The 18,410-nt window shown below is 54.3% G+C and carries 17 protein-coding genes; 11 read left to right on the plus strand and 6 right to left on the minus strand.

What is annotated here, in order from left to right; translation table 11 throughout:
- The first annotated feature begins 53 nt into the window (after positions 1 to 53).
- Positions 54 to 989, plus strand: coding sequence for a pyrimidine-specific ribonucleoside hydrolase RihA (rihA, locus tag LDB27_RS15620; RefSeq protein ID WP_001207417.1), 936 nt, complete (start codon positions 54 to 56; stop codon positions 987 to 989).
- Positions 990 to 1,074: 85 nt separating this feature from the next.
- Here the strand turns inward: rihA and LDB27_RS15625 are convergent, their stop codons facing one another.
- The 5 genes from LDB27_RS15625 to LDB27_RS15645 all read right to left on the minus strand — a co-directional run bounded on the left by LDB27_RS15625 (position 1,075) and on the right by LDB27_RS15645 (position 6,170).
- Positions 1,075 to 1,548 (minus strand): zinc ribbon-containing protein, encoded by a 474-nt coding sequence (locus tag LDB27_RS15625; protein ID WP_001044886.1) that lies wholly within the window; start codon positions 1,546 to 1,548, stop codon positions 1,075 to 1,077.
- 92 nt (positions 1,549 to 1,640) lie between these two features.
- Positions 1,641 to 3,569, minus strand: a complete 1,929-nt coding sequence (locus tag LDB27_RS15630) for a sigma-54 interaction domain-containing protein (RefSeq protein ID WP_001044186.1) — start codon at positions 3,567 to 3,569, stop codon at positions 1,641 to 1,643.
- A 67-nt stretch (positions 3,570 to 3,636) separates the two neighbouring features.
- Entirely contained in the window at positions 3,637 to 4,590 is a 954-nt protein-coding gene (locus tag LDB27_RS15635) for a 2-keto-3-deoxygluconate permease (RefSeq protein ID WP_000694477.1), read from the minus strand.
- Between the two features lie 49 nt (positions 4,591 to 4,639).
- The gene (locus LDB27_RS15640) at positions 4,640 to 5,812 is read right to left on the minus strand and encodes a UxaA family hydrolase (RefSeq protein ID WP_001670689.1); all 1,173 of its coding nucleotides are present in this window, start codon (positions 5,810 to 5,812) and stop codon (positions 4,640 to 4,642) included.
- A 16-nt stretch (positions 5,813 to 5,828) separates the two neighbouring features.
- On the minus strand, positions 5,829 to 6,170 hold the full coding sequence (locus tag LDB27_RS15645; RefSeq protein ID WP_001574029.1) for a UxaA family hydrolase: 342 nt from the start codon (positions 6,168 to 6,170) through the stop codon (positions 5,829 to 5,831).
- A gap of 236 nt (positions 6,171 to 6,406) precedes the next feature.
- Between LDB27_RS15645 and leuS the strand changes: the two genes are divergently transcribed.
- From leuS to nadD, 4 genes are read left to right on the plus strand one after another with little or no spacing between them, the layout of a single operon-like run.
- Positions 6,407 to 8,989 carry a leucine--tRNA ligase gene (gene leuS, locus LDB27_RS15650; RefSeq protein WP_001157919.1) on the plus strand — a complete coding sequence of 861 codons (2,583 nt, stop codon included), beginning with the start codon at positions 6,407 to 6,409 and terminating at the stop codon, positions 8,987 to 8,989.
- Positions 8,990 to 9,003: 14 nt separating this feature from the next.
- Positions 9,004 to 9,594, plus strand: coding sequence for an LPS assembly lipoprotein LptE (gene lptE / locus LDB27_RS15655; RefSeq protein ID WP_001269950.1), 591 nt, complete (start codon positions 9,004 to 9,006; stop codon positions 9,592 to 9,594).
- Complete coding sequence (gene holA, locus LDB27_RS15660) at positions 9,594 to 10,625, plus strand: DNA polymerase III subunit delta (protein WP_000620490.1); 1,032 nt, start codon at positions 9,594 to 9,596, stop codon at positions 10,623 to 10,625. The genes lptE and holA overlap by 1 nt, the downstream gene beginning before the upstream one ends.
- Position 10,626: 1 nt before the next feature.
- Positions 10,627 to 11,268: a nicotinate-nucleotide adenylyltransferase gene (nadD, locus tag LDB27_RS15665; RefSeq protein ID WP_001518902.1), complete on the plus strand. Its 642-nt coding sequence runs from the start codon at positions 10,627 to 10,629 to the stop codon at positions 11,266 to 11,268.
- Here the strand turns inward: nadD and cobD are convergent.
- Positions 11,243 to 12,337 carry a threonine-phosphate decarboxylase CobD gene (gene cobD, locus LDB27_RS15670; RefSeq protein ID WP_001173242.1) on the minus strand — a complete coding sequence of 365 codons (1,095 nt, stop codon included), beginning with the start codon at positions 12,335 to 12,337 and terminating at the stop codon, positions 11,243 to 11,245. The two genes, nadD and cobD, sit on opposite strands and share 26 nt — an antisense overlap.
- Before the next feature lie 96 nt (positions 12,338 to 12,433).
- Here cobD and LDB27_RS15675 point away from each other — a divergent pair, with 96 nt between their 5' ends.
- The 6 genes from LDB27_RS15675 to rlpA all read left to right on the plus strand — a co-directional run bounded on the left by LDB27_RS15675 (position 12,434) and on the right by rlpA (position 18,349).
- Positions 12,434 to 13,042 (plus strand): adenosylcobalamin/alpha-ribazole phosphatase, encoded by a 609-nt coding sequence (locus tag LDB27_RS15675; RefSeq protein WP_001241925.1) that lies wholly within the window; start codon positions 12,434 to 12,436, stop codon positions 13,040 to 13,042.
- 327 nt (positions 13,043 to 13,369) lie between these two features.
- Positions 13,370 to 13,687: a ribosome silencing factor gene (rsfS, locus tag LDB27_RS15680; RefSeq protein ID WP_001161670.1), complete on the plus strand. Its 318-nt coding sequence runs from the start codon at positions 13,370 to 13,372 to the stop codon at positions 13,685 to 13,687.
- Positions 13,688 to 13,690: 3 nt separating this feature from the next.
- The gene (gene rlmH / locus LDB27_RS15685; RefSeq protein ID WP_000776107.1) at positions 13,691 to 14,158 is read left to right on the plus strand and encodes a 23S rRNA (pseudouridine(1915)-N(3))-methyltransferase RlmH; all 468 of its coding nucleotides are present in this window, start codon (positions 13,691 to 13,693) and stop codon (positions 14,156 to 14,158) included.
- Positions 14,159 to 14,188: 30 nt separating this feature from the next.
- Complete coding sequence (gene mrdA / locus LDB27_RS15690; RefSeq protein ID WP_000828700.1) at positions 14,189 to 16,090, plus strand: peptidoglycan DD-transpeptidase MrdA; 1,902 nt, start codon at positions 14,189 to 14,191, stop codon at positions 16,088 to 16,090.
- A 2-nt stretch (positions 16,091 to 16,092) separates the two neighbouring features.
- On the plus strand, positions 16,093 to 17,205 hold the full coding sequence (gene mrdB / locus LDB27_RS15695; RefSeq protein WP_000131713.1) for a peptidoglycan glycosyltransferase MrdB: 1,113 nt from the start codon (positions 16,093 to 16,095) through the stop codon (positions 17,203 to 17,205).
- A 10-nt stretch (positions 17,206 to 17,215) separates the two neighbouring features.
- Positions 17,216 to 18,349 (plus strand): endolytic peptidoglycan transglycosylase RlpA, encoded by a 1,134-nt coding sequence (gene rlpA, locus LDB27_RS15700; RefSeq protein WP_001231286.1) that lies wholly within the window; start codon positions 17,216 to 17,218, stop codon positions 18,347 to 18,349.
- Positions 18,350 to 18,410 lie beyond the last annotated feature (61 nt).

An 18,410-nucleotide genomic window follows, 5' to 3' on the forward strand; every position in this document is an offset into this window, starting at 1 on the left:
GTATCCAGCCGGGCGTTAACCTTGTCACAAAGTACCGCTTACAAGGAGCCACAATGGCACTGCCCATTATTATTGATTGCGATCCGGGTCATGATGACGCGATCGCCCTCGTTCTCGCCCTCGCCTCCCCTGAACTGGAAGTGAAAGCGATCACTTCTTCCGCCGGCAACCAGACGCCGGATAAGACCCTGCGCAACGTGCTGCGGATGCTGACACTGCTCAAACGCCCGGATATTCCGGTGGCGGGCGGCGCGGTGAAACCTCTCATGCGCGAACTGATTATCGCCGATAACGTTCACGGCGAAAGTGGTCTTGACGGCCCGGCGCTGCCCGAGCCGTCATTCGCCCCGCAAAGCGGCACTGCCGTTGAGCTGATGGCAAAAACACTGCGTGAGAGTTCACAGCCAGTCACCATCGTCTCCACTGGCCCACAGACCAACGTGGCGCTGCTGCTGAATAGCCATCCGGAACTGCATACGAAAATCGCCCGCATTGTGATCATGGGCGGAGCAATGGGATTGGGTAACTGGACGCCCGCTGCGGAATTTAATATTTACGTCGACCCGGAAGCGGCAGAAATTGTCTTCCAGTCAGGCATTCCGGTGGTGATGGCCGGGCTGGACGTCACCCATAAGGCGCAGATTCACGCCGCCGATATCGAACGCTTTCGCGCTATTGGCAACCCGATTTCCACCATCGTTGCCGAACTGCTGGACTTCTTTATGGAGTACCACAAAGACGAAAAATGGGGATTTGTCGGCGCGCCGCTGCATGACCCATGCACCATCGCCTGGCTGCTGAAACCGGAGATTTTCACCACCGTTGAGCGTTGGGTTGGCGTGGAAACTCAGGGGAAATACACCCAGGGGATGACGGTGGTGGATTATTATTTCCTGACGGGGAATAAGCCGAATGCGACGGTGATGGTCGATGTAGACCGCCAGGGATTTGTCGATTTACTGGCGGAACGGCTGAAGTTTTACGCGTAATATTTGCCGGATGGCAGCTTCGCCATATCCGGCCTACGTGAACGATTTTTGGTAGGCCGGATAAGACGCACCGGCGCTCTTCCACTCACGGCTCAAACGGTCTTCTCTGAAACTGGTCATGACCACACTTCGGGCAGCGCGGCAACACATCCGGCGTGTAAACCGCCAGATGATAGTGGCACTTCTCGCACACCAGATTCCCCAATCCCACCACTTCGCCACTGTGATACACGCCGTGGTGATTCAAATCCTGAAACACCTCGCGCCATTCCAGCTGGGTTTTGTCGGTAATGTCCGCCAGTTCCTGCCAGAGACTCTCTTTAATCACCCGCAAGAAGACGCTATCTTCCTGGCTCTCTTCGTAGCTCATGGCGAACTCTTCCAGATCGCGTCTGACAGCGCGCGTCAGTTCGTCCACCTCGGTTCGCGTTAACTCCCCTGTTTGCATCACGCGCTGGCGCGCCTGCTCCACCAGCGCATCAATGTCGCGCTCGCCATTGCGTAAACGCTCGCTTAATGAGGCCACCAGTTCACGGTAATATTGAGCAACCTTGTTCATCACTTCACCTCTTGGATCGTTAACTGTCTATAATAATAGACGTTATTTGCGTTACGCTTTGCAAGGCTGCCCACAGAGTCTGTAAATTCTTGTCAGGCCGACTCACGTATCCAGCGCGTCAGCGAGGTACGATCGACATTTAATCGTTTCGCCACTAACGATTTATTATCCCTTTCCGCCTCTAATAATTTTCTCAAAATACGCAGGCGAATCGTTTTATAATCGCCAGCCAGCATCTGGCAGTCGTGGCAGGTACTTGGCTCGCGTCGGCTCCCCTCTTCCAGATCGTCCAGCAAGAGGCGGCCCTCATCCAGCGTTGCCGGGGAGTGATCAATAGAGAGCACCAGCCGTTCGATAATATTGCTTAACTGCCTGACGTTTCCGGGCCAGGCGAAGCGCTGAAGCTCTTGCCACAGCGCCGGGGTTAACGTTAGTGCCGGGCGTTTATAATGCTGGCTGAAACTGGTAAGCAGCGACAGGCCGATGGCTTTGATATCCTCCGGACGTTTGCGTAGCGGGATGGTGGTCACTTTTAATACGTTAAGCCGATAGTAAAGATCTTCGCGAAATGTCCCGTCCGCAATGAGCTTCGTTAATGTCTGATTGGTCGCTGCAATCACGCGAATATCAACAGGTATCATCTGGTCTGAGCCCAGCCGCATAATCTGCCGCTCCTGCAATACCCGTAATAAGCGCGTCTGTAGCGGTTTATCCAGTTCGCTAATCTCATCCAAAAAAATGGTACCGTGGTGCGCTAATTCAAACAGGCCTATTTTGCCTTTCGGCGACGCGCCGGTAAATGCGCCGGCGACATAGCCAAAGAGTTCGCTCTCCAGAATCTGAGGGGCCATCGCGCCGCAGTTAATGGCGACAAACGGGCCGTTAACGCGTTGGCTGGCATTATGAATACTTTGCGCCAGCACCTCTTTCCCCGTCCCGCTTTCGCCATTAATTAAGATAGTCGCGTCCGTACCGGCATAATTTTTAATGATCGCCAGACGACGCAGCATTTCCGGGTTTTCGGTAAGCAGATCGTCGAAATGATAGCGGGCGCTCAAGCCGCGGCGAGACAGTTCCTGGCGGCGAACATGATGTTCCGCCCCCTGTAAACTGGAGACGGTTTGCATCGTCAACACTACCCGGCTTAACTGTCTGGCCGCAAATACCGGATACAGATTAACCACCATCGCGCCTTGCGGCGTATCGACGACTTTCGCGCTGACGGTTTTTCCCTCGCGTAATGTATGCCGCTCCTGGTGCAATACCTGTTTCAGGAAAGACGCGTCATAAATTTCACCGGAGGCGTTAACTTTAAAAAGTTGGCTCGCATATTTATTGTAATGCAGTAACGCGCCGGTATCATCAAGCGTGATAACAGCTTTATCAAACTGATCGAGAATCAGCTGCAGATGATGGCGCTCCAGTAATTGGCTGCGAAAAGCCAGATATAATGAGCGGGCTTCTTCCAGAGCTTCGGTTATTGAGGCGGGGCTGGAATCAAGTAAACGGAATTGCGAGCCCAGCGGTGAAAAATAATCCTGACAAACGGTATCGCCAACAATGCAATCTAATGGCGTGGACGCTAATTGCCGCTTCAGGCAAGAAATCGTTTCTTTATCATTTCCCTGTAAGGTAAAAATTTTATAGTTAATATTTAACTGTTCCGCTACGCGCGCGCATCCTTTGATCACACTGGAAAAGCCGACAATACCGACAGTGCCTTTTTGTCCTTTAAAAGGGATAAGCGCATCAAGAATGTCGTAGCCGGACATTTTAATTTCGACTACCGGTAATTTACTGTGCTTTTTTAATATTTCCGCACAGCCGCCACGACTAATCAGTACCTGGTGCCCACGGGACTCTAATAAAGGTAGCTCATCCAGGATACGATTAAGCGTCGTTTGATGAATAGTGACGGCGTAATCCAACTGCGCGACCAGCGCCTCGGCAGCCTTTGCCAGTTGAGGGTAAGGAGAGACAAAACAGAGAGGAGATGCGGCTATATCTTTCGTCTTATTCATCACTCACCATCCTGTTGGTTTATGAACGGGCGAGACCGCCCGTCGTGATTTATTTTCCGCCGAAACGCTAACCGCCTGCGGCGGCTGGGTTCAGTTTACGATCGTAGCGTTTTTTTATCCATACGGTCAGGAAGGGGGCGCACAGAGCGGTAATAATCGTCGAGGCCGCCACCTGCGCCGCCGCCGTCGACGCCAGGTCGGTAAAATGCGGATCGAGCAGCGCGATTGCCGCTGGCGTCGCGACGGCGTTGCCAGAGGTAGTGGATACCGCCGCACCTGCCACGCCGCTGCCTCCCGTCAGACGATCGGCGAAAATATTAAAAAATCCGCCAATCGCCACCGTCATGAGTCCCAGTAAAATGCCTGAAGAACCTGCCGTGATAAGTCTTGCGAAATCAATACCGTATCCTAACCCAAAGGCAAAAAAGGGAATCGTTACCACGCTGCCCTGTTTAAGAAACTTGCGCATGTCCTCATCCAGATTACCCAAAATCATGCCAATGATAATGGGAATAATAACCGCCACCAGATTCATAAAGGGTATCGACACCATGCCTGCCGACCCTAACGCCAGCATGGTGAAAAAGGGACCATCGTTCAACGATATTACCGCAATCGCGCCGCCGTCGGTTTCATCGCCGTACTCCCCCACCAACGCGGCATATAACCCACTGTTCGAGTTGGTCATCGCCGAAATAATCGCTAAAGCCGACAGACCTAATAACCCATCCGGGCCGCAAAATTTTCCGACCAGAATGCCAATAATCACGCCGCTGGCAAATTTCGCAAAGGTGATCGCAGCGCCTTTTTTCAGCGCTTTCGGCGCGGCTTTAAACTGGATATCCGCGCCCATACAGACTAAAAACATGCCTAAAATCGCCATTGCGCCATGCGAAATAGAGGTGACAAAACCGCCTATTTCCAGCGCCTCCGGCGCAAAAGTTTTAAACAATGCGCCGATGATTAGCGGTACAACCATCATACCACCAGGAAAACGTTCCAGTGTTTTTTTAATTTTCATAGCTTATTCCCAGGAGATAACCGGACAGCTGGTGCTGCCCGATTTGGTATCAGAACGTCGGCGCGATCTTATAAATAGAGAATTCGTTATGACCTAAATCTTCTGATTTAGTCGTTTTCCCATTCGCGACGCGTAAAATTTCCTGATAAATTTCCTCGCCCATTTGCGTAATAGAAGCCTCGCCAGACATAATGGCGGACACATCAATATCAATATTGTCCTGCATCATTTCCCACGTTGCTTTATTACCCGTAATTTTTATTACCGGCGCTATTGGGTTACCGGCAGGCGTTCCGCGACCGGTAGTAAAAATAACGATCTGCGCTCCACCCGCCACCATGCCGGAAATAGATTCAATATCCTGCCCCGGGGTATCCATAATCCACAGGCCCGGATGCGTTGGGCTATCGGCATATTCCAGTACACCCTGTAGCGGCGCATGACCCGCTTTATGCATACAGCCTAACGATTTTTCTTCAATGGTAGTCAACCCGCCTTTAATATTGCCCGGCGTCGGCTGTCCCCCGCGAATATCCTCGCCCAGCGCTTTTGCTCGCGCCTCGCAGCCGACCACTAAATCAATGAGCTGTTGACCAACCTCCGGCGTCACCGCACGTTTCGCCATCACATGCTCGGCGCCAATAAATTCCGTCGTTTCAGAAAGAATTGAGCTTCCGCCGCAGCGTATCAGCTTATCCGAGGCGACCCCGCAGGAAGGGTTAGACGCCAGCCCCGATGTCGTATCTGACCCGCCGCACTCCATCGCCAGCAGCAGCTCGCTAACCGGTGCTTGCTGCGGTTTTTGCATGGAGAGTTGTTGTGCATAGTCGCGGGCCAGCGAAATCCCCCTGGCCTGACATTTAAGCGTGCCGCCCTCTTCCTGAATGGTAATGCAGGAAGTCGGTTTGCCAAATGCGGTAATCTCTTCTGCGATGCGCAGCGGCTCCGCGCCTTCACAGCCTAAGCCCACAACCACAATAGCGCCGACGTTGGGATTATTCGCCACATTAATCAATGTCTTTTCCGTCAGACGCGCATCGCCTGCCACCTGGCAGCAGCCAAAATCGTTATTCACCCATGTCGCGCCTTTTACCTGCCGGGCAATATCCTGGGCAACTTTATTCGCACAAACGCTGGTAGGTAAAATCAGTACATAATTACGGATGCCAAAACGGCCGTCAGGGCGGCGGAAACCCAAAAAAGTCTCATTGCTCATAATCATTTTTCCTTGTTTTATATTATTTCCAGTCACCACGTCCGCGTTCGCTTTCCACATTGTGGACGTGCACATAGTCGCCACTTTTTATTTCCTGAGTGGCGCGGCCAATGGATTCGCCATATTTATAAACTTCGCCATGAAAAGGCACATCGCAGATGGCGAATTTGTGGCCAAATGGCACATCCTGATGTAACACAACGCTTATCTCGCGTTCGCCAATGAACATTGTGGCGGTTTCGCCGGCCTTGAGCGCCGTAATAGCCGTCGCGACGCAATCCTGAGGGTGAATCACCACTGCATTTTTTTTCACGATTAACTCCTTTGCTTTAGTCCTGTCTTCCCTAATCAAAAGGCGTGCCATTTTTTAACTTATTGGTTTATATGACTTTATTTTCACAGACCGATCTGGCGGTGACAGGAACTGCGGTAATTTGCCTCAGTCGTGTCGCATTTTGCGTCACCTCCTCATGAACGCCTGGCGCGACAAATGTTCTACCCCCTGTTTTGACGTGCGTGTTTGGGCTATGCTATGCGGATCTAAACACCACCTCTAAAGCTACATTTGTAGCTGTATCGAAAACAGGACTACTGGCTGCCATGCAAGAGCAATACCGCCCGGAAGAGATAGAATCCAAAGTACAGCTTCACTGGGATGAGAAGCGCACATTTGAAGTGACCGAAGACGAGAGCAAAGAGAAGTATTACTGCCTGTCGATGCTTCCCTATCCTTCTGGCCGACTACACATGGGCCACGTACGTAACTACACCATCGGCGACGTGGTTGCCCGCTACCAGCGTATGCTGGGCAAAAACGTGCTGCAGCCAATCGGCTGGGACGCCTTCGGCCTGCCGGCGGAAGGCGCGGCGGTGAAGAACAACACCGCGCCGGCGCCGTGGACGTACGACAACATCGCGTACATGAAAAACCAGCTCAAAACGCTGGGTTTTGGCTATGACTGGAGCCGTGAAATCGCGACCTGCACCCCGGAATACTACCGCTGGGAACAGAAATTCTTCACCGAGCTGTATAAAAAAGGCCTGGTGTACAAGAAGACTTCTGCCGTTAACTGGTGCCCGAACGATCAGACCGTTCTCGCCAACGAACAGGTGATCGACGGCTGCTGCTGGCGCTGCGACACCAAAGTTGAGCGTAAAGAGATCCCACAGTGGTTTATCAAAATCACCGCTTACGCAGACGAGCTGTTGCGCGATCTGGATAAGCTGGACCACTGGCCTGATACCGTAAAAACGATGCAGCGCAACTGGATTGGCCGCTCTGAAGGTGTGGAAATCACCTTCGATGTGAAGGGTTACGATAACACCCTGACCGTCTATACCACCCGTCCGGATACCTTTATGGGCGCCACCTACCTGGCAGTGGCCGCCGGTCATCCGCTGGCGCAAAAAGCGGCGGCGAACAACGCCGAGCTGGCGGCGTTCATCGACGAATGCCGTAACACCAAAGTGGCCGAAGCCGAAATGGCGACCATGGAGAAAAAAGGCGTCGACACCGGCTATAAAGCGATTCATCCGTTAACTGGCGAAGAGATCCCGGTCTGGGCGGCAAACTTTGTGCTGATGGAGTACGGCACTGGCGCGGTGATGGCCGTTCCGGGTCACGATCAGCGCGACTACGAATTTGCCTCCAAATACGGTTTGACCATCAAGCCGGTGATTCTGGCCGCCGACGGTTCCGAGCCGGATCTTTCCGAACAGGCGCTGACCGAAAAAGGCGTGCTGTTTAACTCCGGTGAGTTCGACGGTCTGGCCTTTGAAGCGGCGTTTAACGCAATTGCCGATAAACTGGCGGAAAAAGGCGTCGGCGAACGTAAAGTGAACTATCGTCTGCGTGACTGGGGCGTTTCCCGTCAGCGTTACTGGGGCGCGCCGATCCCGATGGTCACCCTGGAAGACGGCACCGTGCTGCCGACGCCGGAAGATCAACTGCCGGTTATTCTGCCGGAAGATGTCGTCATGGACGGCATCACCAGCCCGATCAAGGCCGATCCTGAGTGGGCGAAAACCACCGTTAACGGGATGCCGGCGCTGCGTGAAACCGACACCTTCGACACCTTTATGGAATCGTCATGGTACTACGCGCGTTACACCTGCCCGCAGTATCAGGAAGGAATGCTGGATTCGAAAGCGGCAAACTACTGGCTGCCGGTCGACATCTACATCGGCGGTATTGAACATGCCATCATGCACCTGCTCTACTTCCGCTTCTTCCATAAGCTGATGCGCGATGCGGGCATGGTCACCTCTGACGAGCCGGCTAAACAGTTGCTGTGCCAGGGCATGGTACTGGCGGATGCGTTCTATTATGTCGGCGAGAACGGCGAACGTAACTGGGTTTCGCCAGTTGACGCTATCGTCGAGCGCGATGAAAAAGGCCGCATCGTCAAAGCAAAAGACGCAGCGGGTCATGAGCTGGTCTACACTGGCATGAGTAAAATGTCCAAGTCGAAAAATAACGGTATCGACCCGCAGGTAATGGTTGAACGTTATGGCGCGGACACGGTACGCCTGTTTATGATGTTCGCTTCTCCGGCGGATATGACTCTGGAATGGCAGGAGTCCGGCGTAGAAGGCGCAAACCGCTTTATTAAACGCGTCTGGAAGCTGGTTTACGAACACACCGCTAAAGGTTCTGTCGCGGCGCTGAACGTCGATGCGCTGAGCGAAGATCAAAAAGCGCTGCGTCGCGATGTGCATAAAACCATTGCCAAAGTGACCGATGATATCGGCCGCCGTCAGACGTTCAACACCGCCATTGCGGCGATCATGGAGTTGATGAACAAACTGGCGAAAGCCCCGCAGGAAGGCGAACAAGACCGCGCACTGCTTCAGGAAGCGCTGCAGGCCGTCGTGCGTATGCTTAACCCGTTCACCCCGCACGTCTGCTTTACCTTGTGGCAGGAACTGGGTGGCGAAGGCGATATCGACAACGCGCCGTGGCCGGTTGCCGACGAGCAGGCAATGGTGGAAAACACCACGCTGGTTGTCGTGCAGGTTAACGGTAAAGTTCGCGGGAAAATCACCGTTGCGGTGGATGCCACCGAAGAACAGGTGCGTGAACGTGCAGGCCAGGAACATCTGGTGGCAAAATATCTTGATGGCGTTACCGTGCGTAAAGTGATTTACGTTCCGGGTAAACTCCTCAATCTGGTTGTTGGCTAAGCGCGGGAGGAAGCGTGCGATATCTGGTAACACTGTTGTTATCTCTGGCGGTGCTGGTCACCGCCGGATGCGGCTGGCATCTGCGTAGCACTACGCAGGTTCCGGCTTCAATGAAAACGATGATCCTCGATTCCGGCGATCCGAACGGTCCGCTAAGTCGTGCGGTACGTAATCAGTTACGGCTGAATAACGTAAACCTGCTTGATAAAGACACAACGCGCAAAGACGTTCCGTCTCTGCGGCTTGGAACGGTGACTATTTCGCAGGATACGGCGTCAGTGTTCCAGGACGGCCAGACGGCGGAATATCAGATGGTGATGACCGTCAATGCCTCGGTATTGATTCCGGGCCATGACATCTATCCTATCAGCACGAAAGTGTACCGTTCGTTCTTCGATAACCCGCAGATGGCGTTGGCGAAGGATAACGAGCAGGCCATGATCGTTCAGGAGATGTACGACAAAGCCGCTGAACAGCTGATTCGTAAGCTGACCAGCGTCCGCGCGGCGGATATTCAGGCGACGAAAGAGGAGGCTACCGCCGACAATGAGACGGCGGCGCCCGCCTCTACGCCAGCACGCGTCTCCACTACGCTGAGTAACTAATGATCAGGTTGTATCCTGAACAACTCCGCGCGCAGCTCAACGAAGGGCTGCGTGCGGCATATTTATTATTGGGCAACGATCCGCTGCTGCTGCAGGAAAGTCAGGACGCTATTCGTCTGGCGGCTGCGTCGCAAGGCTTCGAAGAGCACCACGCTTTTACTCTCGATCCCAGTACCGACTGGGGATCGCTTTTCTCACTCTGCCAGGCGATGAGTCTGTTCGCCAGTCGTCAAACGCTGGTGCTGCAACTGCCGGAAAACGGGCCTAACGCGGCAATGAATGAGCAACTCGCCACGCTGAGCGAGCTGCTGCATGACGACCTGTTATTAATAGTACGCGGAAACAAGCTCACCAAAGCGCAGGAAAACGCCGCCTGGTATACCGCGCTGGCAGACCGTAGCGTTCAGGTCAGTTGTCAAACGCCGGAGCAGGCGCAGCTTCCCCGCTGGGTTGCCGCCAGAGCGAAAGCACAGAATTTGCAACTGGATGACGCCGCGAACCAACTGCTGTGCTATTGCTATGAGGGCAATCTGTTGGCGCTGGCGCAGGCGCTGGAACGGCTGTCGCTGCTTTGGCCTGACGGTAAGTTAACGCTTCCTCGCGTGGAGCAGGCCGTCAATGACGCCGCCCACTTTACCCCTTTCCACTGGGTGGATGCGTTACTGATGGGGAAAAGCAAACGCGCGCTGCATATTCTGCAACAGCTACGCCTTGAAGGCAGCGAGCCGGTTATTCTGCTGCGGACCCTCCAGCGAGAGCTGCTGCTACTGGTAAATCTCAAACGTCAGTCCGCGCATATGCCGTTACGCGCGCTGTTTGATAAACACCGGGTCTGGCAAAACCGTCGCCCCATGATCGGCGACGCGTTGCAGCGTCTCCATCCTGCACAGCTTCGCCAGGCCGTGCAGTTACTGACGCGTACAGAAATTACGCTCAAACAGGATTATGGTCAGTCAGTATGGGCAGATCTTGAAGGGCTATCGCTCCTGCTCTGCCATAAGGCGCTGGCAGACGTATTTATTGATGGGTGATATGAAATCGTTACAGGCTTTATTCGGCGGCACCTTTGATCCGGTGCATTATGGACATCTTAAACCTGTTGAAACGCTGGCGAATCTGATCGGCTTATCGCGGGTGATTATTATGCCTAACAATGTGCCGCCGCATCGCCCCCAGCCGGAAGCTTCCAGCGCGCAGCGTAAATATATGCTGGAGCTGGCTATCGCCGATAAGCCGCTTTTTACGCTGGATGAACGCGAGCTACAGCGAAACGCGCCCTCTTACACTGCGCAAACGTTGAAAGCATGGCGCGAAGAACAGGGTCCCGAAGCGCCGCTGGCGTTTATTATCGGCCAGGACTCTCTGCTTAACTTCCCCACCTGGCATGATTACGACACCATCCTTGATAACACTCACCTGATCGTTTGTCGTCGTCCGGGCTATCCCCTTGAAATGACGCAGGCGCAACACCAGCAGTGGCTGGAACAGCATCTGACCCATACGCCGGACGATCTGCACCAGTTGCCAGCCGGTAAAATTTACCTGGCGGAAACGCCCTGGCTTAATATCTCCGCAACCCTCATCCGCGAACGGCTGGAAAAAGGCGAATCCTGCGACGATCTGTTGCCGGAAAACGTGCTGAACTACATCAATCAGCAGGGGCTATACCGGTAAGCACATTGCGCAGCGCCGACAGCAGACGCTCGTTTTGCGCAGCGCTGCGTATCGCCACACGATAATAGCGGCTGTCCAGCCCCGGGTAGTTAGCGCAGCTACGGATTAAAATCCGCTGCGTCAGCAACCGTCGCTGCAGATCAATATCCTCTCGCTCACAGCGTAACAACAGATAGTTTGCCCGCCCGGGATAGACCGTCAGCAGGGGGAGCTGACAAAGCGCCTGATAAAACCGGGCGCCCTCCTCCCGTAACCAATGCCAGGTCGCCTGTTGCCAGGCGCTATCCTGTAACGCTACCTCACCGGCCAGCGCCGCCAGCGCGTTAATCGACCACGGCATTTGTTGGCGACGCATCCGCGCTACCGCCGCGTCATCGCTATTGACGAGATATCCCAACCGCAGGCCGGGAATGGCATAAAATTTGGTCAGCGAACGCAGCACCCAGATATGCGGATTATCTTTAAGAGCAGGAATAAAGCCCGTCTCATGCGGAATAAAATCGATAAACGCCTCATCCAGGATCAGGTTAATGCTCAGCGATTTGCAGCGATCGGCAATGGCCTGTAATAACGGCCGCTCCGGCAGCAGGCCGGTAGGATTATTGGGCGTACACAGAAACAGGCAGTCCAGATCGGGCGTCAACGCCTCAAGAATGGCATCGGTAAGCTGCCAGCCATCCGCTTCGCGTAGAGACCAGCGACGAATTTCACAGCCAATTTGCGCCAGCGCCCGGCCATACTCCGCGAAACCTGGCGTGACAATCATTGCACGACGCGGTTTAAGACCGCTCGCCACGGTAAAGATTGACTCCGTCTCGCCATTTCCCGCCAGTATCCACGATGCCGGCACCTGGTGATGACGCGCCAGCGCCTGGTGCAAATGAAAATAATCGGCGTCCGGGTAGCGCTCAATGCAGTCCAGATTGTCGATAAGCGCGCGTTTCACGCTGACAGGCATACCCAGCGGATTAATATTTGCGCTAAAATCCAGTAACTGGTCAGGCGAGATGCCCAACACCGTCGCGGCTTCCCGAATATTACCGCCATGCGCGCTGTTGAATAACGCCATTATGCCTCCGGTCAAAAAACGCTATTTTAGTGAAAAAAACGTTGCGCAATCAGGGGCATTATCATGTTTTGCGCATTTAACCTCATGAGGAATACCATGCGATTGTGGCTAGTGCGTCATGGCGAAACCGAGGCCAATGTCGCCGGGTTGTATAGCGGACATGCTCCCACGCCGTTAACGGAAAAAGGGATTGGCCAGGCGAAAACGCTACATACTTTATTGCGCCACGTGCCATTTGACAGGGTGTTATGCAGCGAGCTGGAGCGCGCGCGCCATACCGCCCGGCTCGTACTGGAGGGCCGGGATGTGCCGCAACACATCTTACCTGAGCTTAATGAGATGTACTTTGGCGACTGGGAAATGCGCCATCACCGCGACCTCACCCATGAAGATGCCGAAAGCTATGCCGCCTGGTGTACGGACTGGCAGAATGCGGTTCCGACCAATGGCGAGGGTTTTCAGGCTTTTACCCGGCGCGTAGAGCGCTTTATCTCGCGACTCGACGCGTTTAGCGATTGCCAGAACCTGCTGATCGTCAGCCATCAGGGCGTACTCAGCCTGTTGATTGCCCGTCTGCTCGCGATGCCCGCCGCCTCGCTATGGCATTTCCGGGTAGAACAGGGATGCTGGAGCGCAATCGACATATGCGAAGGGTTCGCCACCCTGAAAGTATTAAATAGTCGTGCCGTCTGGCGGCCTGAGTGATGAATTTTCCGTTTTTTCTCGCCGCAGCGGTTTCGCCCATTGACAGCCCCCAACAGGCTGTTATTCTCCGCAGCCAGGCTTTTTTCACCTTGCAGAGCTTTGCAGAAATTGTTTTACAAAAATGGCGATGCTTTCTGTGACGTGGGATGGGATGATAATCTGGTTTTAAACGCCGATCCGGCGACATAAGTCCCGGTATCGCCGCTGATTCAGGTATACTACACGGCGTCCCGCCGGAAGGTTAGCGTTAACTCGCAACGCCTTACCGGTCCAGCCTGTTGGCCTTTTTCTATCGTTATAACGCAATTATTCACCCAGGGGGAAAACTTGCAGGGTAAAGCACTCCAGGATTTTGTTATCGACAAAATTGATGACCTGAAAGGTCAGGACATCATCGCCTTAGATGTTCAGGGTAAATCCAGTATCACCGACTGTATGATTATTTGTACCGGCACCTCCAGCCGTCACGTTATGTCTATTGCCGACCACGTGGTGCAGTCGTCGCGCGCGGCCGGTATGCTGCCGTTGGGCGTCGAAGGCGAAAATGCGGCTGACTGGATTGTCGTCGATCTGGGCGATGTGATTGTGCATGTCATGCAGGAAGAAAGTCGCCGCCTGTATGAACTGGAAAAACTCTGGAGTTAATGCGTGAAGCTGCAACTTGTCGCTGTCGGCACGAAGATGCCCGACTGGGTTCAAACGGGATTTACGGAATATCTGCGTCGTTTTCCGAAAGATATGCCCTTTGAGCTGATCGAAATCCCTGCGGGCAAACGCGGCAAGAACGCGGATATCAAACGCATTCTCGACAAAGAGGGCGAGCAGATGCTGGCCGCCGCCGGTAAGAATCGCATTGTTACCCTGGATATTCCAGGCAAGCCGTGGGATACGCCGCAGTTAGCCAATGAGCTGGAGCGCTGGAAACAGGACGGGCGCGACGTCAGTTTGCTGATTGGCGGCCCGGAAGGATTATCTCCCGCCTGCAAAGCGGCAGCGGAACAGAGCTGGTCGCTCTCGGCGTTAACGCTCCCTCACCCACTGGTTCGGGTTCTGGTCGCGGAGAGTTTGTACCGGGCGTGGAGCATCACAACCAACCACCCTTATCACCGTGAGTGATCGTGAAGTCTTGAGAAGATTAAGCAGCGGATGAAACGACAAAATTCTTTTCGTGACTATACGGCTGAGTCCGCACTGTTTGTGCGTCGGGCGCTGGTCGCCTTTTTGGGTATTTTGCTGCTGACCGGCGTACTGATCGCCAATTTGTATAATCTGCAAATCCTCCGTTTTACCGATTACCAGACCCGCTCGAACGAAAACCGTATCAAGCTGGTGCCAATTGCGCCAAGCCGCGGGATAATCTACGACCGTAACGGCATTCCCCTTGCGCTGAACCGCACTATCTATCAGATTGAAATGATGCCAGAAAAGGTGGATAACGTTCAGCAAACGCTGGATGCGCTACGCAGTGTGGTCGATTTAAACGACGACGATATCGCCGCCTTTAAAAAAGAGCGCGCCCGATCCCATCGCTTTACTTCTATTCCGGTGAAAACAAACCTGACGGAAGTTCAGGTCGCGCGCTTTGCCGTCAACCAGTACCGTTTTCCGGGCGTTGAAGTCAAAGGCTATAAACGCCGCTATTATCCATACGGATCGGCGCTGACCCACGTTATCGGCTACGTATCGAAAATCAATGATAAAGACGTCGAGCGTCTCGACAGAGAAAACAAACTGGCAAACTACGCCGCCACCCATGACATCGGCAAGCTGGGCATTGAGCGCTACTATGAAGATATTCTGCATGGGCAAACCGGTTATGAAGAGGTTGAAGTCAACAACCGCGGCCGCGTCATTCGCCAGCTCAAAGAGGTGCCGCCGCAGGCCGGACACGATATCTACCTGACGCTGGATCTCAAGCTCCAGCAGTATATTGAAACGCTGCTGGCAGGCAGTCGCGCGGCGGTGATTGTCACCGATCCGCGTACCGGCGGCGTGCTATCGCTGGTCTCCATGCCAAGTTACGACCCTAACCTTTTCGTGGATGGCATCTCCAGCAAAGATTACTCCGGGCTGCTTAACGACCCGAACACGCCATTAGTGAACCGCGCGACTCAGGGTGTCTACCCACCCGCTTCTACCGTTAAGCCTTACGTCGCCGTATCGGCGTTAAGCGCTGGCGTCATCACCCGTAACACCAGTCTTTTCGACCCTGGCTGGTGGCAGTTGCCGGGGTCTGAGAAACGCTACCGCGACTGGAAAAAATGGGGCCACGGGCATCTGAATATCACCAAATCCCTTGAAGAGTCGGCGGATACCTTCTTCTATCAGGTGGCCTATGACATGGGAATCGACCGCCTGTCAGAATGGATGGGTAAGTTTGGCTATGGGCACTATACGGGAATTGATCTCGCAGAAGAGCGCTCTGGTAATATGCCGACCCGCGAGTGGAAACAGAAACGCTTTAAAAAACCGTGGTATCAGGGCGATACGATTCCGGTGGGCATCGGCCAGGGCTACTGGACGGCAACGCCGATTCAGATGAGTAAGGCGCTGATGATCCTTATTAACGACGGTGTAGTTAAAGTCCCGCATCTGTTAATGAGCACCGCGGAAAACGGTAAACAGGTGCCGTGGGTACAGCCGCATGAGCCGCCGGTGGGCGATATTCACTCCGGCTACTGGGAAATTGCGAAAGATGGAATGTATGGCGTCGCCAACCGCCCTAACGGCACGGCTCATAAATATTTTGCCAGCGCGCCCTATAAAATCGCGGCGAAGTCGGGCACCGCGCAGGTCTTTGGCCTGAAGGCCAACGAAACGTACAATGCGCATAAAATCGCCGAGCGCCTGCGCGACCATAAATTAATGACCGCCTTTGCGCCGTATAACAATCCCCAGGTCGCCGTCGCGATCATCCTTGAAAACGGCGGCGCAGGCCCGGCAGTAGGCACGATCATGCGCCAAATCCTTGATCACATCATGCTGGGCGACAACAACACCCATTTGCCTGCGGAAAACCCGGTGGTTGCAGCGGCGGAGGACCAATAATCATGACGGATAATCCGAACAAAAAAACCTTCTGGGATAAAATTCATATCGATCCCACGATGCTACTCATTCTGCTGGCGTTACTGGTTTACAGCGCATTGGTCATCTGGAGCGCCAGCGGCCAGGACATCGGCATGATGGAGCGTAAAATCGGTCAGATTGCGATGGGGCTGGTGGTTATGGTGGTGATGGCGCAGATCCCGCCGCGCGTATATGAAGGCTGGGCGCCCTATCTCTATATCATTTGTATCATTTTGCTGGTCGCCGTTGATGCCTTCGGCGCAATATCCAAAGGCGCGCAGCGCTGGCTCGATCTGGGAATCGTTCGCTTTCAGCCTTCGGAAATAGCCAAAATCGCCGTGCCGCTGATGGTCGCCCGCTTTATTAACCGCGACGTCTGCCCGCCCTCGCTGAAAAATACCGCCATCGCCCTGGTATTAATCTTTATGCCTACCCTGCTGGTTGCCGCCCAGCCGGACCTCGGGACGTCTATTTTGGTCGCCCTTTCCGGTCTCTTTGTCCTATTTTTGTCTGGTCTGAGCTGGCGCTTAATTGGGGTCGCCATTGTATTGATCGCTGCATTTATTCCTATTTTGTGGTTTTTCCTGATGCACGATTACCAACGCCAGCGCGTCATGATGCTCCTTGATCCGGAGACCGATCCGCTGGGCGCGGGCTATCATATTATTCAGTCTAAAATCGCCATTGGCTCAGGCGGCCTGCGCGGTAAAGGCTGGCTCCACGGCACCCAGTCGCAGCTGGAGTTTTTACCCGAACGCCATACCGACTTTATCTTCGCGGTACTGGCGGAAGAGCTCGGTCTGGTGGGCATCCTGATTCTGCTCGCGCTCTATATTTTGCTAATAATGCGCGGTCTGTGGATTGCCGCCAGAGCGCAAACTACATTTGGTCGCGTGATGGCTGGCGGATTAATGTTAATATTATTCGTTTATGTCTTCGTAAATATTGGTATGGTGAGCGGTATTCTGCCTGTGGTTGGAGTACCTTTACCCCTGGTCAGCTACGGGGGCTCCGCACTGATTGTGCTGATGGCCGGGTTCGGGATTGTGATGTCGATCCACACCCACAGAAAAATGTTGTCGAAAAGCGTATAAGGGGTGCGCAATGCGTAAGCAGTTGCCTGTAATCTGCGTCGCGGCAGGGATAGTACTACTCGCGGCATGTACTAATGACGGCGGTCAGCAGCAAACCACCGTCGCGCCGCAACCTGCGGTATGTAATGGTCCGACTGTGGAAATCAGCGGAGCGGAACCGCGTTATGAACCTCTGAATCCGACCGCAAACCAGGATTATCAGCGTGACGGTAAAAGTTATAAAATCGTTCAGGACCCGTCCCGCTTTAGCCAGGCTGGCCTGGCCGCTATTTATGATGCGGAACCCGGCAGTAATTTAACCGCCTCCGGGGAGATGTTCGATCCGATGCAGCTTACCGCCGCCCATCCGACACTGCCTATCCCCAGCTATGCGCGAATCACCAACCTGGCCAACGGTCGCATGATCGTCGCGCGTATTAACGATCGCGGCCCCTATGGCACCGATCGGGTCATCTCCCTGTCCCGCGCGGCGGCGGATCGTCTGAATACCTCGAATAATACTAAAGTACGGATTGACCCTATTATCGTGGCGCCGGATGGTTCGCTCTCCGGCCCGGGGATGGCCTGTACGACGGTGGCGAAACAGACCTACGCTCTGCCCCCGCGCCCTGATTTAAGCGGCGGAATGGGAAGCGCCTCTTCAGCGCCTGCGCAACCGCAAGGCGACGTTCTTCCGGTCAGTAATTCCACGTTGAAAAGTGACGATACCACCGGTGCGCCAGTGAGCAGCAGCGGCTTCCTCGGCGCGCCGACCACGCTGGCGCCTGGCGTGCTGGAGAGTAATGAACCGACGCCGGCGCCACAGCCAGCGCCGGTTTCCGCGCCAGTGACGGCTCCAGCGACTGCGACGCCGGTGAGCGCGCCTGCCGCCGCAGCCCCGGTATCTGCCCCGGTGAGCGCGCCTGCCGCCGCGGCGAGCGGTCGTTTCGTCGTCCAGGTCGGCGCCGTCAGCGATCAAACGCGCGCGCAGCAGTACCAACAGCGTTTAAGCCAGCAGTTCAGCGTACCAGGACGCGTAATACAAAACGGCGCGGTCTGGCGTATTCAACTGGGGCCTTTTGCCAGTAAAGCCGAAGCCAGCGCGTTACAGCAACGTTTGCAAACAGAAGCACAATTACAGTCCTTTATCGCCAGCGCGCAGTAACCGATCGCAGGTATCTGTACTGTCAATTTCTGTAAATGACATTAACAAAGTCACGCGGAAA

It is taken from the genome of Salmonella sp. JXY0409-18 (genome assembly GCF_020268625.1).
Taxonomy (GTDB): Bacteria; Pseudomonadota; Gammaproteobacteria; order Enterobacterales; family Enterobacteriaceae; genus Salmonella; species Salmonella enterica.

What these genes read in the sequence shown, in the direction of transcription:
- rihA (WP_001207417.1), top strand. Translation starts at nt 54, where the DNA reads ATGGCACTGCCCATTATTATTGATTGCGATCCGGGTCATGATGACGCG.
- LDB27_RS15625 (WP_001044886.1), bottom strand. Translation starts at nt 1,548, where the DNA reads ATGAACAAGGTTGCTCAATATTACCGTGAACTGGTGGCCTCATTAAGC.
- LDB27_RS15630 (WP_001044186.1), bottom strand. Translation starts at nt 3,569, where the DNA reads ATGAATAAGACGAAAGATATAGCCGCATCTCCTCTCTGTTTTGTCTCT.
- LDB27_RS15635 (WP_000694477.1), bottom strand. Translation starts at nt 4,590, where the DNA reads ATGAAAATTAAAAAAACACTGGAACGTTTTCCTGGTGGTATGATGGTT.
- LDB27_RS15640 (WP_001670689.1), bottom strand. Translation starts at nt 5,812, where the DNA reads ATGATTATGAGCAATGAGACTTTTTTGGGTTTCCGCCGCCCTGACGGC.
- LDB27_RS15645 (WP_001574029.1), bottom strand. Translation starts at nt 6,170, where the DNA reads ATGGCACGCCTTTTGATTAGGGAAGACAGGACTAAAGCAAAGGAGTTA.
- leuS (WP_001157919.1), top strand. Translation starts at nt 6,407, where the DNA reads ATGCAAGAGCAATACCGCCCGGAAGAGATAGAATCCAAAGTACAGCTT.
- holA (WP_000620490.1), top strand. Translation starts at nt 9,594, where the DNA reads ATGATCAGGTTGTATCCTGAACAACTCCGCGCGCAGCTCAACGAAGGG.
- nadD (WP_001518902.1), top strand. Translation starts at nt 10,627, where the DNA reads ATGAAATCGTTACAGGCTTTATTCGGCGGCACCTTTGATCCGGTGCAT.
- cobD (WP_001173242.1), bottom strand. Translation starts at nt 12,337, where the DNA reads ATGGCGTTATTCAACAGCGCGCATGGCGGTAATATTCGGGAAGCCGCG.
- LDB27_RS15675 (WP_001241925.1), top strand. Translation starts at nt 12,434, where the DNA reads ATGCGATTGTGGCTAGTGCGTCATGGCGAAACCGAGGCCAATGTCGCC.
- mrdA (WP_000828700.1), top strand. Translation starts at nt 14,189, where the DNA reads ATGAAACGACAAAATTCTTTTCGTGACTATACGGCTGAGTCCGCACTG.
- mrdB (WP_000131713.1), top strand. Translation starts at nt 16,093, where the DNA reads ATGACGGATAATCCGAACAAAAAAACCTTCTGGGATAAAATTCATATC.
- rlpA (WP_001231286.1), top strand. Translation starts at nt 17,216, where the DNA reads ATGCGTAAGCAGTTGCCTGTAATCTGCGTCGCGGCAGGGATAGTACTA.